General features: G+C 65.3%; 12 protein-coding genes. 9 read left to right on the top strand and 3 right to left on the bottom strand.

What is annotated here, in order from left to right:
• The first annotated feature begins 43 nt into the window (after positions 1 to 43).
• From purF to ACZ46Y_RS08820, 5 genes are all read left to right on the top strand, one after another.
• Positions 44 to 1564, top strand: a complete 1521-nt coding sequence (purF, locus tag ACZ46Y_RS08840) for an amidophosphoribosyltransferase (protein ID WP_311953273.1) — start codon at positions 44 to 46, stop codon at positions 1562 to 1564.
• A gap of 23 nt (positions 1565 to 1587) precedes the next feature.
• Entirely contained in the window at positions 1588 to 2808 is a 1221-nt protein-coding gene (locus ACZ46Y_RS08835; protein ID WP_311953271.1) for an O-succinylhomoserine sulfhydrylase, read from the top strand.
• 51 nt (positions 2809 to 2859) lie between these two features.
• Complete coding sequence (locus tag ACZ46Y_RS08830; RefSeq protein ID WP_311953269.1) at positions 2860 to 3414, top strand: cytochrome b; 555 nt, start codon at positions 2860 to 2862, stop codon at positions 3412 to 3414.
• Positions 3415 to 3442: 28 nt separating this feature from the next.
• On the top strand, positions 3443 to 4039 hold the full coding sequence (locus tag ACZ46Y_RS08825) for a YceI family protein (protein ID WP_311953266.1): 597 nt from the start codon (positions 3443 to 3445) through the stop codon (positions 4037 to 4039).
• Positions 4040 to 4217: 178 nt separating this feature from the next.
• Positions 4218 to 5519, top strand: coding sequence for an MATE family efflux transporter (locus ACZ46Y_RS08820; protein ID WP_311953526.1), 1302 nt, complete (start codon positions 4218 to 4220; stop codon positions 5517 to 5519).
• Here ACZ46Y_RS08820 and ACZ46Y_RS08815 read toward each other — a convergent pair.
• Positions 5516 to 6997, bottom strand: a complete 1482-nt coding sequence (locus tag ACZ46Y_RS08815; RefSeq protein ID WP_311953263.1) for an NCS2 family permease — start codon at positions 6995 to 6997, stop codon at positions 5516 to 5518. The two genes, ACZ46Y_RS08820 and ACZ46Y_RS08815, sit on opposite strands and share 4 nt — an antisense overlap.
• Before the next feature lie 220 nt (positions 6998 to 7217).
• Entirely contained in the window at positions 7218 to 8423 is a 1206-nt protein-coding gene (locus ACZ46Y_RS08810) for an amino acid aminotransferase (RefSeq protein ID WP_311953260.1), read from the bottom strand.
• 331 nt (positions 8424 to 8754) lie between these two features.
• Here ACZ46Y_RS08810 and cobA point away from each other — a divergent pair, with 331 nt between their 5' ends.
• The 4 genes from cobA (at position 8755) to glpK (ending at position 14805) form a co-directional block, all read left to right on the top strand.
• Positions 8755 to 9606, top strand: coding sequence for a uroporphyrinogen-III C-methyltransferase (gene cobA / locus ACZ46Y_RS08805; RefSeq protein ID WP_311953257.1), 852 nt, complete (start codon positions 8755 to 8757; stop codon positions 9604 to 9606).
• A 142-nt stretch (positions 9607 to 9748) separates the two neighbouring features.
• Positions 9749 to 11227: a coiled-coil domain-containing protein gene (locus tag ACZ46Y_RS08800; protein ID WP_311953254.1), complete on the top strand. Its 1479-nt coding sequence runs from the start codon at positions 9749 to 9751 to the stop codon at positions 11225 to 11227.
• A 165-nt stretch (positions 11228 to 11392) separates the two neighbouring features.
• A complete protein-coding gene (locus ACZ46Y_RS08795) occupies positions 11393 to 13243 on the top strand; it encodes an SLC13 family permease (protein ID WP_311953251.1) in 1851 nt (616 codons plus the stop codon).
• A 68-nt stretch (positions 13244 to 13311) separates the two neighbouring features.
• Complete coding sequence (glpK, locus tag ACZ46Y_RS08790) at positions 13312 to 14805, top strand: glycerol kinase GlpK (protein WP_311953248.1); 1494 nt, start codon at positions 13312 to 13314, stop codon at positions 14803 to 14805.
• A 73-nt stretch (positions 14806 to 14878) separates the two neighbouring features.
• Here the strand turns inward: glpK and ACZ46Y_RS08785 are convergent, their stop codons facing one another.
• Positions 14879 to 17338, bottom strand: coding sequence for an acyl-CoA dehydrogenase (locus ACZ46Y_RS08785; RefSeq protein ID WP_311953245.1), 2460 nt, complete (start codon positions 17336 to 17338; stop codon positions 14879 to 14881).
• Positions 17339 to 17538: the final 200 nt, after the last annotated feature.

The raw sequence follows: 17538 nt of genomic DNA, 5'->3' as shown, positions 1-17538 counted from the left end.
CTTACGCCTCCTCGGCAAGTCGCGACAAAACGAGGTATAAAGCATGTGCGGTATCGTCGGCCTCATGGCCACCCAGGCGGTCAACCAGGCCATTTACGACGCCCTGACCGTGCTTCAGCACCGGGGCCAGGACGCAGCCGGGATGATGACCTGGAGCGAAGGACGCTTTTTGTTGCGCAAGAGCAACGGGCTGGTGCGCGATGTCTTTCATACTCGCCACATGGCCAGGCTCAAGGGCAATCTGGGGATCGGTCACGTGCGCTACCCCACGGCAGGGTCGTCGAGCGAAGCGGAGTCCCAGCCGTTCTACGTCAACTCGCCCTACGGCATTGCGCTTGCGCACAACGGCAACCTGACCAACTCTGACCGGCTCAAGCAGGAGCTGTTTTCCACCGATCTGCGCCACATTAACACAAGCTCGGACTCCGAAGTGCTGCTCAACGTCTTTGCCCACGAGCTTGGCAAGCAGGGATTGTACCTTGAAGCCGAAGACGTCTTTGATGCCGTGCGCCGGGTGCACCGGCGCTGCAACGGCGGCTATGCCGCGGTAGCCGTCATCAACGGCGTGGGCATGGTGGCGTTTCGCGACCCTAACGGCATTCGCCCGGTGGTGTTCGGCACGCGCACTGAAGGCGGCAAGCAGGAAGTCATGGTGGCCTCGGAGTCCGTGGCGCTTGACGTCGGCGGCTTTGAGCTTGAGCGCGATCTGGCCCCCGGCGAGGCGGTGTTCGTGGACATGGAGGGTCAGGTGCATACCCAGGTATGCGCCGACCGCCCGCGGCTGCGCTCGTGTATTTTCGAACACGTCTACCTGGCGCGTCCGGACTCGATTCTCGACGGCGCCTACGTCTACGGCACGCGCATGCACATGGGGCGCAAGCTCGGCGACCGGGTGCTCAGCGAATGGCCCGACCACGACATCGACGTGGTCATCCCCATTCCCGACACCTCGCGCACCTCGGCGCTGGAAATGGCCCAGCACCTGGGCGTGACCTACCGCGAAGGTTTCATGAAGAACCGCTATATCGGGCGCACCTTCATCATGCCGGGTCAGACCCAGCGGAAAAAATCCGTGCGCCAGAAGCTCAACGCCATCGACGTCGAGTTCAAGGACAAGAACGTGCTGCTGGTGGACGACTCCATCGTGCGCGGCACCACCTGCCAGCAGATTATCCAGATGGCCCGGGACGCCGGCGCGCGCAACGTCTACTTTGCCTCGGCGGCGCCGCCGGTGCGCTACCCCAACGTTTACGGCATCGACATGCCCGCGGCCAGCGAGCTCATCGCCCACGGCCGTACCGAGGCCGAAGTCGGTGAGCTGATCGGCGCCGACCGCATCATCTACCAGGACCTGGACGACCTGAAAGCCGCCTGCCGCGAGGTCAACCCGGCGCTCGAGGAGTTCGACTGCTCGGTATTTGACGGCAACTACGTAACCGGCGACATTGACGCGGCCTACCTGGACGCCCTGGAAGCCAGCCGCCACGACGCCGCCATGGACGAAAGCGCCGGGGACCACGCGCTGGTCGGCATGCACAACCAGGACGACGATCTGGACGACTGACACGACACTACCGGGAAGCCGCTATGCACGATGATTCACGCCGCGACGATTCATACGAGGCGCCCTGGTCGCGGGAGACACTGGCCATCCGCGCCGGCCACGACCGCACCATGGAGCAGGAGCACGCCGAGCCGATTTTCCCTACCTCGAGCTTTGTCTACCAAAGCGCCGCCGAGGCGGCGCGCAAGTTCAGCGGCGACGAGCCGGGCAACATCTACTCGCGCTTTACCAACCCCACGGTCAACACCTTCGAAAGGCGCCTGGCGGCCATGGAAGGGGGCGAGCGCTGCGTGGCCACCAGCTCCGGCATGGCGGCCATCCTGTGCACGGCGCTGGCGCTGCTGTCCGCCGGCGATGAAATCGTCGCCTCGCGCTCGCTGTTCGGTTCCACGGTAAGCCTGCTGGACAAGTATCTGGCCAGGTTCGGCATCGTCACCCGCTACGTCGAGCTTTCCGATCTCGACGCCTGGGAGGCGGCGATCACGCCGGCGACACGGCTGCTTTTCGCCGAAACGCCGTCCAACCCGCTCTCTGAAGTCGCCGATATCGCCGCGCTTGCCGCGATAGCCCACCGCCACGACGCCTGGCTTGCCATCGACAACTGCTTTCTGACCCCGGCGCTGCAGCGTCCGCTCGAGCTGGGCGCGGACCTGGTGATCCATTCGGCGACCAAGTACCTCGACGGCCAGGGTCGCGCCGTGGGCGGTGCAGTGGTCGGTGGCCACGACCTGCTCGAAGGCGTGTTCGGTGCGGTGCGCACCGCGGGCCCCTGCATGAGCCCGTTCAACGCCTGGATCTTTACCAAGGGGCTGGAAACCCTGGGGCTGAGGATGCGCGCCCACTGCGATAACGCCGCCCGCCTGGCCGAGTGGCTGGATGAGCATCCGGCGGTGACGAAGGTTCACTACAGCGGCCTTGAAAACCACCCTCAGCACGCCCTGGCGGCGCGCCAGCAGTCGGGCTTCGGCGCGGTGCTGGGGTTTGAGGTCAGGGGCGGCCAGGAGGGCGCCTGGCAGGTGATCGACGCCACCCGGCTGATTTCGATTACCGGTAACCTGGGCGACGTCAAGTCCACGATTACGCATCCGGCGAGCACCACCCACGGGCGCCTCTCCGAGACGCAGATGCAGGCCACGGGGATTACCCCGGGGCTTCTGCGCGTGTCGGTGGGGCTCGAAAGCCTGGCCGATATCCGCACGGACCTTGCCCGGGGGCTGGACGCCCTGGCCAGGGATAACGCCTGAGCGCGCACGGCGCGGCGCCAGGCTGAAGGCGGCAGCGGGAGGAAGGCAGAGATGTGGCAAAATACGCGAAGCGGCTGGGGCTGGATGAGCATCGCGCTGCACTGGCTGAGCGCGCTGGCCATTATCGGGCTCTTTGCCCTGGGCTGGTGGATGACCGATCTTGGCTACTACGACGCCTGGTATAACAAGGCGCCGTGGCTACACCGCTCGGCGGGCATGCTGCTGCTGCTGGCTACCGTCGGCCGGCTGGTCTGGCGGCTTTGTCAGCCTACGCCCCGGGCCGAAGGCAGCCGTTTCGAGGCCGTCGCGGCACGCCTTGGCCACTGGCTTTTGTATCTGGCGTTGCTCGGCGTGCTGGTCAGCGGCTACCTGATATCCACCGCCAAGGGCAGCGGCATCGACGTATTTGGCTGGTTCGAGGTGCCGGCGACCGTCTACGGCTTTGCCAATCAGGCAGACATCGCCGGAACCATTCACTGGTATAGCGCTCTTACGTTACTGGCGCTGGCGGCGGGGCACGCCCTGGCCGCGCTGCGCCACCACTGGTGGGACAAGCGCCTGACGCTTGTGCGCATGCTCAGCGCCAAATACGCCAGGCGCCAATAATACGGTATCCCTGCAAGGAGAAAACAGGATGTTGACAGTCGATACGCTCAAGAAGACCGCTACGGCCACGGCCGTGACCGCAGCGCTGCTGCCTTTCAGCCAGGCCCAGGCCGATACCTACAAGGTGGATACCGAAGGCCAGCACGCCTTTGTCCAGTTCAAGATCAGCCATCTGGGCTATTCGTACCTACTTGGCAACTTTGAAACGTTCAGCGGCGAGTTCGACTACGATCCCGAGAGCCTAGAAGACGCCGCCGTCGAGTTCGAGGTGGAAGTAGCAAGCCTCAACTCCAACCACGCCGAGCGCGATCGCCATATTCTGAGCGACGATTTTCTCGACGCCGATGCCTATCCTACGGCAACCTTCGAGTCCACCGGCTTTGAGCCCGACGGCGACGACGCCGGCGTGATCACCGGCGAGCTGACGCTGCACGGCGAAACCCAAACCATCGAGATGCCGGTCACGCTGGTGGGCGAGGGCGAAGACCCCTGGGGCGGCTACCGCGCGGGCTTCGAAGGCTCCACCATCCTGGTGCCGTCCGAGTTCGGCATCGACATGAGCGAGTTTCCCGAACCCATGCGCGAGCTCGAGCTGTACGTGACCTTTGAGGGCGTTCGCCAGTAACACCCCGGACGCCTGAAACGCCACCGCCTTGCCCGAGGCGGTGGCGTTTTACGTTGGAGCCAGGGTTTTATCACGAGAAAGAGTTTTATCACGGAACAAATTTTTAGCACGGGAGACGATTGTGGCAGAAACGCAGCAGGCAACGCTGGGCAAACAGCTGTGGCAGCAAACCTGGCCCATGGCCATCGGAGCCCTGTCGCTGCTGGGCTTTCAGCTGGTGGACAGCGCCTTTATCGCCCGGCTGGGCACCGCGCCGCTGGCGGCGCAGTCGTTTACTTTTCCGCTGTCGTTTTTGATCATCGGCGTGCAGGTGGGCATCGGCATTGCCATTGCCGCGCTGATTTCCCGGGCGTTGGGCGCCGGCGAGCGCGAGCGGGCCAGGCGCCTGAGCACCCTGGTGCTGATGATCGGCAGCGCCATTATCGGCGTGATGGCTGTGGCGCTGTGGCTTGGCCAGCGGCCCGTTTTCATCGCTCTGGGCGCGAACGACACCGCGCTTGCCTACATCGCCCGCTACTGGCCGATGCAGCTGCTGGCGGGCTGGCTCGGGGCACTGGCGTACTTTTCCTACAGCGTGTTCCGCGCCCACGGCAATACTCGGCTGCCCGGCAACATGATGCTCCTTACCAGCCTGGTTAACCTAGCGCTGGACCCGCTGCTGATTTTCGGCGCTGGCCCCTGGGGCGGGCTGGGGCTGCCGGGGGCTGCCTTGGCCAGCGTCATCGCCTTTGGCGTCGGGGGCGGCGTCACCGCCCGCCGGCTGGCCCACAAGCGCTGGCTGACGCGGGTGGGCCTGGGCGGCGAGGCCCGGCGATCGCTCAGGCCCTTTGTTGGCATCGCCGGCCCGGCCATGGTCAGCCAGCTGATGCCGCCGCTTTCCGCCATGCTGGCGGTGGCCGTGGTTGCCTCGCTTGGCGACTCCTTTGTTGCCGCCTGGGGGCTTGCCAGCCGCCTGGAGACGCTTTCGCTCATGGCCATTCTTGCCCTGACCATGTCGCTGCCGCCGTGGCTCGGGCGCTGCTACGGCGCCGGCGACTGGGAGCAGATAAAGCGGCTGATGCGCCTGGCCCTGAAGGTGGCGGTCGCCTGGCAGCTGGCGCTGGGGCTTTGCATGGCACTGGCCGCTCACTGGGTCGCGCTGGCGCTTGCCGGCCAGCCCGACGTGCAGCAGGAGCTTGCGCTGTTGATCCGCTTTCTGCTGCCAAGCTACGCCGCTCTCGGCGTGTGCATGCTGGTCGTTTCGGCGGGGAATGCGCTGGGCTTCCCGCTGTGGTCGATGCTGATGTCCGGGGTGCGGCTCTTTATTTGCTATCTGCCCTGCCTGTGGGTGGGAATGCAGCTTGGCGGCTGGGCCGGGCTGGCGCTAGGGGCGGCGCTGGGTAACGTCCTGGCCGGATTCACGGCCTGGCGGCTGCTTCGGCGTATGGTCGGGGCCCGCCTGCGCGCGTCTTCCGGGGAGGCGCAGGCGGGAGAGGCCTAGCGGCGCTGCTGAAGCGCGAAGTAGACAAACAGCGCGGCCATGGCCAGATAGCCCACGACGAAGTCCGGCGCGGCGCTGAACGCCAGCGCCGGGGCGTGCATCAGCCCCACAAAGGAGAAGCCCGCGGCCAGCACGGCAAAGGCCGCCGCCCGGCGGAACTGGTGATCGATCACCGAGACCGCCATGGCGCCGAGAAAAATCGCCATGAACATCGACCCTTGGCCCATGGCCTCGATGGCGCCGGAAATGCCGCTGACCACGTCGCCGGCGTCGCGGTTGAAGCGCGTCACCAGGTAGTTGGCAAAGTAGGGCAGCATGGCAAGGGCCACGGCCGGGTAGTAGCGGGTATCGTTGGTCTGAAACGCGGTGGCGATCATCGAGACCCCAACAAACACAAGGATCGGCGCGACCACCGAGACCGGAATCACCGCGGCCAGCGCGGCAATCAGGCCAAACATGGTGGCCAGGGCGTAGACCGCGCCGTTGAGCAGGCTGTAGCCGCGCCCGGCGCCCATCCACTTGGCGCCGACGGTGGCGATGTACACCGTGGTCGGGAACACCCCGCCAAACAGTGCGCCGATCATGGTGCCCGCGCCGTCCACGGCCTGGCACTCGCGCACGTCGTACTTGTCGCCGGCCGCTTCCATGGCCTCGACGTTGTTCATGGTTTCGATGGCGTTATAAAGGGTGATCGGCAGCACCACGGTGAGGATACTCAGCATGCCGGTAGCGAGCAGTCCCAGGCCGTCAAGCCAGGCAAGGCTTGGCAGCAGCGGATAAAACCCGATGTAGGTAAAGGCGTCGCTGAACTTGCCGTCGTCGGTAGCGCCGATCAGATAGGCCAGAAGTGTGCCGAGGATGATCGCAAACAGCGAGGTAGGAATGCGCAAGGGCATGCTTACCCGGGCCACCAGCCCGACGAGGATCAGCGCCAGCACCACCAGCCCCACCACCGGAACTTCCAGCGTCTTGAACAGCATTTCGCCGGCGATGAAGGTCAGCGCCACCCCGGCTACCGCGCCGAGCATGGCCGCCCGGGGCAGGTGATACTGCACCCAGCGGCCTACCAGGCTGATGGCCGCCTCGATGGCGCCGCTGATAAAGCACGCCGCCACGGCGACTTTCCAGGCGAGATCGGCGTCGCCGGTGAGCTGCTTGGCCGGCAGCAGCACGCCGAACAGAAACACGAACATCACCGGGGTGGAAATGCCGTAGGACAGCGCGGTGACGTCGGTGCGGTTTTCCCGCCGGGCAAGGCGAGCGGCGGTAAAGGCGTAGTAGAAGTTGCCCACCATGACCGCCACGGCGGCGCCGGGCAGCACCTGGCCATAGACGATGGAGGCAGGAAAGCCCATGCCCAGCATGGAAATGGCAATGACCACGAAGTTGGCGATGTTGTTCTGAAACAGCGCAAAAAACGCGTCGGTATCTTCTTTTTTATACCAGGGATAGTGAAGGTGGGAGCCGGCAGCCGCCATGATAAGCCTCTTGATAGCGCTTGGGTTGAGCGTTACGCGGCGGATATTGACTGATTGGTCAAGCGCAGCGTGAACGCGGGACGCCGCGCGGGCGCCCCAGGGCTCTGGCGGCGAAGCCGCGGATTGTACACGCTGCCGGCGGATTTTGCAGCAAGACGCCCGGCCGTGCGGGGCACGATCGGGCGTCTTGCGGGGGTAGCGTCAGATAAGCGCGGTGCGCTCAGTCGTCGACCTTGACGTCGTTGACCACGGCAATGGCCCGGGTGATATAAGGTAGGTTCTCCTGGGAGAAGCCGGCCACGTTGGCCCGCCCCGAGCGCACCATGTAGATGCCGAACTCGTCGCGCAGGCGGTCGACCTGATCCGGCGTCAGGCCGGTATAGGAGAACATGCCGCGCTGCTCGCCCACGCAGGCGTATTTTTCGGCCAGGCCGTAGGGCTCGAGCGCCTTGACGAAGTCCTGGCGCAGGCCGTTGACGCGATCGCGCATCTCGGTCAGCTCGTCGCGCCAGGCGGCGGCCAGTTCGGGGTCGTGGAGGATCTCGCCGACGATCGCGCTGCCGTGGGCCGGCGGGTTGGAGTAGTTCTCCCGGGCGACCACGGCAAACTGCGAGCGCACGTTTTCCATCTGCTCGGCGTCCTTGGCCACGGCGATCAGGCAGCCGGTGCGCTCGTTATAGATGCCGAAGTTTTTCGAACAGGAGCTGGTGATGAGCACTTCGTCGAGCTGCTCGGCCAACAGGCGCACGCCGTAGGCGTCTTCGTCGAGCCCCTGGCCGAAGCCCTGGTAGGCGAAGTCGATCAGCGGCAGCAGGTTGCGCTCGCGCACCACCTCGAGCACGTCCTGCCACTGCTCGGCAGAGAGGTCAAAGCCGGTGGGGTTGTGGCAGCAGGCGTGGAGCACCACGACGTCGCCTTCGGGAATCTTGTTGAAGGCGGCCAGCATGCCGTCGAAATCCAGACGGTTATCGGCGTCCACGTAAGGGTACTTGTGCAAGGCAATGCCCGCGGCGGTGAAAATGCCGTGGTGGTTGGGCCAGGTCGGGTCGCTGACCCAGATGCCTCTGCCCGGAAGCTCGCCGGCGATGAAGTCCGCCGCCAGGCGCAGCGCGCCGGTACCGCCGGGGGACTGGGTGGCGCTGGCGCGGCCGGCTTCCAGCACCGGGGAATCGGCGCCCAGCACCAGCGGCAGCACGGCGTCGCCGTAGGCCGCCGAGCCGTGGGAGCCGATGTAGGTCTTGGTCGACTCATTTTTGAGCAGGCGAGCTTCGGCTTCCTTCACTGCCCGCATGACCGGCGTGTTGCCTCCGGCGTCGCGGTAGACGCCGACGCCCAGGTCGACTTTCTGCGGGTTGGTGTCTTCCTTGAAAGCTTGGATCAGCCCGAGAATGGCATCGCCGGGGACTCGCTCAATACGTTCGAACATGGATCGGGGTTCCTCATTGTCTGGCGGCTAAGTAAGGGAATAAGTCAGTGAAGTAGCTTTGGCGTAGACGAAACCCGCAGGCGCCGCGCTTACGCCAAAGCGCGAACCTCGTGAACCCTTCATCATGCCATTCCGCTGCCGGCTCTGCCACTGGGGCGGTGTCGATTGCGGCGCTTTATATTCCATTAATGAATTAATAGTTAATTATTTATTTCTTTTTGTGATCCTGAAAGTTCGCTATGTTGCCCGCTGATCGTCTTTTTGTCCGCCGTTGACGCCCGCCCCTTCAGCCCGGGCGTCAACGGCCTGCCATGACTGACCGAGGTGCCGTGTGGCTTTGCTAGACCGTATTTCCCGACAGCCGCGAGGCAGCGTCAGCCTGGTCGGCGCCGGCCCGGGCGACCCGGAGCTTTTGACGCTGAAGGCGTACCAGCGTCTGCTGAATGCCGATATCGTCCTCCACGACCGCCTGGTGAGCGAGGAGGTGCTGGCTCTTATTCCCGCCGGGGCCCGCAAGCGATACGTAGGCAAGGCGTGCTCCCACCACAGTGTGCCCCAGGAGGGCATCAGCCGGGCGCTTGTCGACTGGGCGCTGGAAGGGCACGCGGTGGTGCGCCTGAAAGGCGGCGACCCCTTTATCTTCGGCCGCGGCGGCGAGGAGCTGGAGACGCTGATGGCCCGGCGCATCCCGGTCGAAGTGATTCCCGGCATCACCGCCGCCTCGGGCTGCGCCAGCTACGCCGGCATTCCGCTGACCCACCGCGACTACGCCCAGTCGGTGCGGCTGGTCACCGGGCATGTGAAAAGCGGCCGCTGCGAGCTCGACTGGACCTCCCTTGCCCGCCCGGGGCAAACCCTGGTGTTTTATATGGGCCTTGGCAATCTGGAGACTATCTGCGCGGCGCTGAGGGCGCACGGGCTGGCGGCGACGACGCCGCTGGCGCTGGTGTCCCAGGGCACCACCCGGGACCAGGCGGTGCATATCGGCCGCCTTGCGGCGCTGCCCGAGGAGTACTTGGCCGGCACCGTCAAAACGCCGACGCTGTTGATTATCGGCGAGGTGGTGGGGGTGAATCACACGCTTGACTGGTTCGATGCTAAAAGCGGGCGCGCCGGCGGTTTTCTCCCGGGGAAGCCCTCGGCGTCGTTGCGCCCTGCGCCACCGCTGCGCTCCTTTGGGTAGCCAGACGCGCCTCGGCGTGTATGCTGTTAAGGTAGGATACTTTCAGCACTGGCCGTTTATTCCGTCATAGTGCCAATCAGCAACGATAACTCGACATTCAGCACGCTTTCTTGACCGCGTCAACGCGAAGGGGGACTCCACCATGGCAGACGACAACCGTCCGGAAGACAACCGTCCGAAAGATGAAAGCTCAAAAGACAAGCGTCCGGAAGACAGCAAGCCGGAAAGCGCCCAGGGCAGCAAGGGCGGCGGTAACGGCGGCGGGGGCACGCCGCCCAGGCACGGCAGCACGCCCTCGCCCAAGCCGTCGGCGGGCGCGCTGATGAAGGACAATCGTGTCAAGGCCATTGCCGGCATTGCCGCCATCGCCGTGGTCTGGGCGATCATTGCCCAGTCCAGCGCCGGCTCTCGGGGAGACCGCATCGAAAGCCTGGAAGAAAAGCTGGCTGATACCCAGCAGGAAAACAGCCAGCTCAACGACAAGCTCTCCGAGCAACAAAAAGCCGAGCGCAACATGGCCGAGCTGGAAGAGCGCATTGACTCGCTGAAGCAGCAGCAGCAGGAAGCCGAAGCCTCGCTTGCCGACACCCGTAGCGAGATCGAAAGCGCCGAAGCCACCCTGAAGGAGCAGCAAAGCGAGCGCGACGAGCAGCAGCAAAAGCTCGACTCCCTCAACGGGAAGGTCCGTGACAGCGAGCAGGAGCTTTCCGAGCTTCGCGAGCAGGAAGAGCAGATCAAATCCGCGCAGCAAGAGGCGGTAGCGGCGCGCGACGAAGCCGAAGAGGCGCGTCAGGAGGCCGAAGAGGCCCGCCAGAAAGCCGAAAAGGCCCGCCAGAAAGCCGAGGATGAACGCCAGCAGGCCGTCGAGCAGCGCCAGCAGGCCGAGAAACGCTTGCAGAGCCTGAATGAAGACATCGACAGCGCCGAAAGCGAGCTGGACGACGTGCGCCAGAAAGTCGCCAGCGTCACCCGGGAACGCGACGAGCTGTCTCAGCAGCGCGACGACATGCGTGAAGATGTTCAGACCCTGCAAAAAGAAGTGGATACCCTGGAAGAGAAGCGTGATAAGCGTACCGAGGAGCTCGAGGATACCCGCAGCCGGCTGAAAGAGCTGACCTCATCGCTTGCCAGCGGCAGCGACAAGCTGAACAGCGTCAATAGCGGTATCAGCCAGCGCCAGGGTCAGCTTGAGAGCCTGCAAAAGCAGCTGGATCAGTGGCGCGGCGACCTGGGCGCGCTGGAACAGCGGCTAACCGACAGCAACGACGAGTCGGGCGATCAGCAGAGCGCTGACAAGGCCGACAAGAAAGACGGCGATAAGAAAGACGCCGATAAGAAAGACCAGGACTCGAAGAAGCAGGCCGATCAGTCCAAAAACGTGAGCTTTGAAGCGGCCGGCGGCGAAAAGGGTGATAACGCCGGCAAGGACAAAGGCGACGAGAAGCAGAACAAGAGCGATAAGCAGGATAAGGGCGACGAGCAGAGCAAGGACGCTAAGAAACAGGATAAGAAGGACAGTGCCGGCGACAAGCAGGACAAGAGCGGCAAGGACGACAAGCAGGACAAGAGCGACAAGCAGGATAAGGACGCGTCCGACGACAAGCAGGATAAGAGCGCCTGAAGCCTTGCTGCCGGTCGTGAGCTATCGGCCCTGGAGTAGTTAACGATAGGGTAGTTGGCGATCGAGCCGAACGGGTATCTGTTGCTGACAGATGCCCGTTTTTTATTGCCCGGGGGCACGACCGGCTGATTTCATGACGCTTTCCCGCCGCTGACAGGAGTCCGGATGATAGAGGCAATACCCTTCGACGTGGCGCCAAGCACCCTGGCGTTTATCATTCTGGGGGCGACGCTGGGCGCTTTTATGTGGGGACGCCTGCGTTATGACCTGGTCGCCCTCTGTGCGCTGCTGGCCTCGGTGGTGTTGGGGCTGGTACCCGCCGACGAGGCGTTTTCCGGGTTCGGCCACCCGGCGGTGATCACCGTTGCCGCGGTGCTGGTGCTCAGCCGCGGCTTTGAACGTGCCGGTATTGTGGACCTGATTGCCGAACAGGTGCTGAAAGCCGGCGACCGGCTGATCGTGCAGCTGACGGTGCTGGTGGGCACGGTAGTGGTGCTTTCCGGGGTGATGAACAACGTCGGCGCGCTGGCGCTGCTGCTGCCCGTGGCGCTGCGCCTGGCCCGGGAACACGATACCTCACCCTCGCTTTTGCTGATGCCGCTGGCGTTCGGCTCGCTGCTGGGCGGGCTGACCACGCTGATCGGCACGCCGCCCAATATCATCATCGCAAGCTATCGGGGCAATATCACTGGAGAAAACTTCAGCCTGTTCAGCTTTTCCCCGGTCGGGGTCGCGGTGGCGCTTGCCGGGCTGGCGTTCATTGTGCTGGTGGGTTGGCGGCTGACGCCCCGGCGCGCCGGGCAGGCCTCCAGCGCCGACATGTTCGATACCGCAAGCTACCTGGCCGAGCTCAAGGTCGGCGAGGACGCCAGGGCCAACGGCCTGACGCTGCAGCAGCTGCGCCAGGAAATCGACGAGGCGATCCCCGTGCTGGCCGTGGTGCGCGATGACAGGCGCCGCGCCGGCTATGCGTTTTACGGCACGCTGCAAACCGGCGATATCCTGCTGCTGGAAGCGGCGCCCGACGAGCTCAAGCTGCTGGAAGACAAGGTTGGCCTGAGCGTGGTCAGCGAGCCCGGTGAGGCAGGGGAGGACGGAGCCGAAGAAGGGGAAGACGCCGGGTCGGCCAAGAAGGGCACCTCGCGCGGCGTCAATATCGAAGGCCTGCAGCTGGTGGAGGCGGTGGTGCGCAACGACTCGATGATGTCCCACCGCAGCGTGCGCCAGCTGCGGCTGCACCATCAGTTCGGCCTGCACCTGGTGGCCGTCGCCCGGGACGGCACCCGGCTCAGACAGCGTCTGCGCGATATTCGTTTCCAGGCCGGCGACGTGCTGCTGCTTCAGGGCAGCGAAAAGGAAATGCGCGAAAGCCTGGCGACGCTTGGCTGCCTGCCGCTGGCCAGCCGCGAGCTGACGTTCGGCCAGCCGCGCAAGATGGCGCTCTCGCTGGGCGTGTTTGCTCTGGCCATTGCCGTCATGCTGCTGGATCTGTTGCCGGCCGCGGTGGCGCTTTCGGGCGCTGCGGTGGCCACGCTGCTGGCAAGAGTGCTGCCGCTGCGCGACGGCTACCAGGCCCTCGACGGCCCGGTGATCGTGCTGCTGGGCGCGATGCTGCCGGTGGGCAAGGCGCTGGACAGCAGCGGCGGCGCCGAGCTGATTGCCGGCGCCATGCTCCAGGCCGGCAGCCAGTGGCCGGCGGTGGTGACCCTGAGCGGCCTGTTCGTGGTGTCGATGCTGCTCTCCAACGTGGTCAACAACGCCGCGGCGGCGCTGCTGATGGCGCCCATTGGGGCGAGTCTGGCCAACGGCCTGGACGTCTCGCTGGATCCGTTTTTGATGGCCGTTGCGGTCAGCGCCTCGTGCGCGTTTCTAACGCCCATCGGTCACCAGTCCAATACGCTGGTGCTGGGGCCGGGGGGCTACCGCTTCGGCGACTACTGGAAGCTTGGCTTACCGCTTTCGCTTACGGTGATGGCGGTGGCCATCCCCATGATTTTATGGCGCTGGCCGCTGTAAGCGGGTGGCTGTCATCATGGTCTCGGCACCATTGTCTTGAATTCAGGTAATTGACCAGGGGGTGAACCATGGCGTCGTATATTCTCGCCGTTGACCAGGGCACGACCAGCACCCGCGCCATGCTGTTCGACCGCGACGGCCAGATGGCGGGTATTTCCCAGCAGGCGTTTACCCAGCACTATCCCCGAGACGGCTGGATCGAACACGATCCCGAGGAAATCTGGGAGGGGGTGCTTGCCACCTGCCGCGAGGTGCTGGGCACGCTGCCCGAAAGCGACGCGCCCCTTGAGCAGGTGCCCGGACTTGGCATTACCAACCAGCGCGAGACGACCCTGGTGTGGGATCGAGCCACCGGCGAGCCGCTGTACAACGCTATCGTGTGGCAGGACCGGCGCACCGCCGAGCACTGCCAGCGCCTGCGCGACGCCGGCCACAACGAGACCGTCCAGGCGCGCACCGGGCTTTTGATCGACCCCTACTTCTCCGCCACCAAGCTTGCCTGGCTGCTGGACAACGTCGACGGCGCCCGGGAGCGGGCCGAGCGCGGTGAGCTGGCTTTCGGCACCGTGGATACCTTCCTCATCTGGCGGCTGACCGGCGGGCGACGCCACCTGACCGACGCCACCAATGCCTCGCGCACCGCGCTGTTCAATATTCACACCCAGCAGTGGGACGACGCGCTGCTTGAGCTGTTTGGCATCCCCGCCGGCCTGCTGCCCGAGGTGCGGGACTCAAGCGACGACTTCGGCACCCTGGAGGCGCGCTGGCTCGGCCGCGAGCTGCCCATTGCCGGCGTAGCCGGGGACCAGCAGGCCGCGCTGGTGGGCCAGGCCTGCTTCAGCCCGGGCATGGCCAAGAGCACCTACGGCACCGGCTGCTTCATGGTGGTCAACACCGGCGAAGAGCCGGCGCGCTCGCGCAATCGCCTGTTAACCACGGTGGCCTACCGCCTGAACGGCGTGCCGACCTATGCCATGGAAGGCAGCATTTTCGTCGCCGGCGCCACCATGCAGTGGCTGCGCGACGGGCTCAAGCTATTTGCCGACGCCGCCGATACCGAGGCGCTGGCGCGGCGCACCCGCAGCGGCCACAGCGTGTACCTGGTGCCGGCGTTTACCGGGCTGGGCGCGCCGTACTGGGATCCCAAGGCGCGCGGAGCGATTTTCGGCCTGACTCGGGATACCGGCATTGCCGAGATCGTGGCCGCCGGGCTGCAGGCGGTGTGCTATCAGACCCGGGACCTGCAGCGCTGCATGCACGACGACATGCAGGCCCCGCCGGGCCGGCTGCGGGTGGACGGCGGCATGGTCAGCAATAGCTGGGTCATGCAGTTTTTGGCCGACATGCTGGGGGTTCAGGTGGACCGTCCCGAGGTGCTGGAAACCACCGCGCTGGGTGCTATGTTTCTCGCCGGGCTCAGGCTTGGCTGGTACCAAAGCCTCGACGAGCTGGCCGAGCTTTGGCGCTGCGAGACGAGCTTTACCCCCACCATGGCCGAAGATCAGCGCGAGGCGCTCTACCAGGGTTGGCTCGACGCCGTGGGGCGGGTGCGCTCCTACTGAAGGCGCACAAAAAAGCCCCGGCGCCAGGGCCGGGGCTGAGAGCAGGTGCCGGCCGGGGGCCGGCATGGACGGGTCAGGCAGAGGGCGCTTGGCCGGCGTGGTAAATCACTTCGTCCTTGTTGCTTGCCAGCTCGTCAAAGGCGAAGTCGTCCACGGTGAGAAGTTCAAGCACTTCGGCTTCGAAGCCGCGCATGAACTGCGCATCCTCATCGCTGATCAGGCCTTTTTCCAGCCCGGCTTCTACCCGCTGCTCGGGGTGCAGCGCGGTGCCGGGCAGCTCGCCCTTGGCGTAGGCCTTGTTGAGCGTGCGATACAGCGCCTCGGCGCGGTCGTAATCGACCAGCAGAGCGTTGTAGGCCGCCAGCGGGTTGGGCTGATCGCCGTCGTCTTTGTCCCAGGTATTTTCCAGCAGGTGCGTGCGCAGCGCCGAGTGGGTCGACACGCGTTTGGCGATATCCCGGGCGAGATCGTCGTGGGGTTTGCTAAAGCGCCGGCCGGCGGGCATCGCCACAAGCTTCAGGGTCTTGCCCAGCGCCCGGTTGGGCAGGTTGTCGAAAAGCTCCATAAACGCCTGCTCGGCGCGCTGGAGCAAAAAGCGGCAGCTGTAGTGCAACAGCGCTTCTTCGCCTTCCACCTTGTTCCCGGCTTCCCAGTGCTTGAGCACCATCGAGGCCAGGTAGAGGTTGGAGAGTACGTCGCCCAGCCGTGCGGACACCATTTCGCGCTTTTTCAGCGCCGAGCCCAGGCTCGCCATGGCGGCGTCGGCGCACAGGCCGAAACCGGCGGAGAGCCGCGAAATTTCCTGGGCGTACTCAACGGCCGGGCCGGTAAAGGGCACGGTCGGCTTGCCAAGCCCGAGCCCCAGGGTGAAGGCCCGGGCGGCGTTGCCGAAGACAAGCCCGGCGTGGCTGAAAAACGCCTTGTCAAAGGCGCGGGCGTCGCCGGCGTCCTTGGCCGCCAGCTCGTCCAGCACGTAAGGGTGGCAGCGGATGACCCCTTGCCCGAAAATCATCAGGTTGCGGGTCATGATGTTGGCGCCTTCCACGGTGATGGCCACCGGGTTGGCGCTGTAGCCTATCCCCAGGTAGTTGCGCGGCCCGAGGGTGACCGCCTTGCCGCCGTGGACGTCCATGGCGTCGCCCAGCAGCGCGCGCTGGTACTCGGTGAGCTGGCTTTTCAGGATCGCCGAGGGCACCGCGGGCTTTTCGCCGTGGTCGATGAGGTTGGCCGTCTGGTACACCGCGGCCTTGGCAATGTAGGCGTGGGAGGCCATGCGCGCCAGCGGCTCCTGGACGCCCTCCATCTCCGCTACCGGCACGTTGAACTGGCGGCGGATGCGGGTGAAGCCGCCGCTCCAGCCAAGCGCGTAGCGCGCGGTGCCGGTGGCGCCGGAGGGCAGGGTGACGCAGCGGCCGATGGCCAGGCACTCCACCAGCATACGCCAGCCTTCGCCGATCATCGCCTCGCCGCCGATGATGGTGGAAAGCGGCACGAACACGTCCTGGCCCTTGATCGGGCCGTTCAAGAAGGGGCTGCCGATGGGCACGTGGCGCCGGCCGATTTCCATGCCCGCCGTGTCCCGGGGGATCAGCGCCAGAGTAATGCCGCGGTCGGCTTCGTCGCCGAGCAGGCCGTCCGGGTCGAACAGGCGGAAGGCCAGGCCGACGACGGTGGCGATGGGGGCCAGCGTGATCCAGCGCTTCTCGAAGTTCAGGCGCACGCCCAGCACTTCCTCGCCGTCAACGGTCTCTTTGCAAACGATGCCGGTATCCGGAAGCGAGGTGGCGTCCGAGCCGGCGCGGGGGCCGGTGAGGCCAAAGCAGGGAATTTCTCGGCCGTCGGCGAGGCGCGGCAGGTAGTGGTCCTTCTGTTCTTCGGTGCCGTACTTGAGCAACAGCTCGCCGGGGCCCAGGGAGTTGGGCACGCCTACGGTGACCATCAGCGTTTCGTTGACGGCGAGCTTTTGCAGCACCATGGACTGGGCCTTGGCGGAAAACCCCAGCCCGCCGTAGGCCTCGGGAATGATCATCCCGAAAAAGCCTTCCTTTTTCAGGTAATCCCAAAGCGCCCGGGGCAGGTCGGCACGCTCCCGGGTGATGTCCCAGGCGTTGCACATGCCGGCAGCCCTGGCGCATTGCACGTCGAGAAACGCCTGCTCGGCGTCGGTCAGACCGTCGTCGGTATAGCCGAGCAGCGACTCCCACCGGGGGCGGCCGGAGAACAGCTCGCCGTCCCAGGACAGCGTGCCGGACTCAAGGGCGGTGCGTTCGGTGTCGGATACCCGGGGCGCGACTTTTTGGAACAGGACAAACAGCCGGGGCGTCAGCCATAGCCGGCGCAGCGCCGGCAGGCCGGCAACGGCAATGGCCGCCGCGACGATCAAAAGCAGCACGCCGATCACCGGCGCGCCCAGGCCAAGGCCCAGCAGGCCGGGGATGCCGGTGGCCAGCAGGGCGGCGCCGGCACCGGCCTCGCGCCGCATCGCCACCAGCAGGCCAACCACGGCCAGCACGATCAACAGCAGGGTGAGCATAGGTTTTCTCCCGATGGCGTCCGAGCGAGACGCCGGTCCTTGTGGGTGTCTATCGAGCGTAACGACGGGTTTTTATGTCAGTTTTTATGACAGGTTTCAAACAGTCGTTTGGATGCCTGTTTGGATAGTGGCAGACTCCGCCCCGCGGGCGCAAGCATCATGCCATGCTTATCCGGCTATCTATCCCGGGTCCGTTCAAT

The organism is Halomonas garicola (assembly GCF_055382465.1).
The sequence above is the reverse complement of the archived record's forward strand: the minus strand, read 5'-3'. Positions and strand labels throughout refer to the sequence as shown.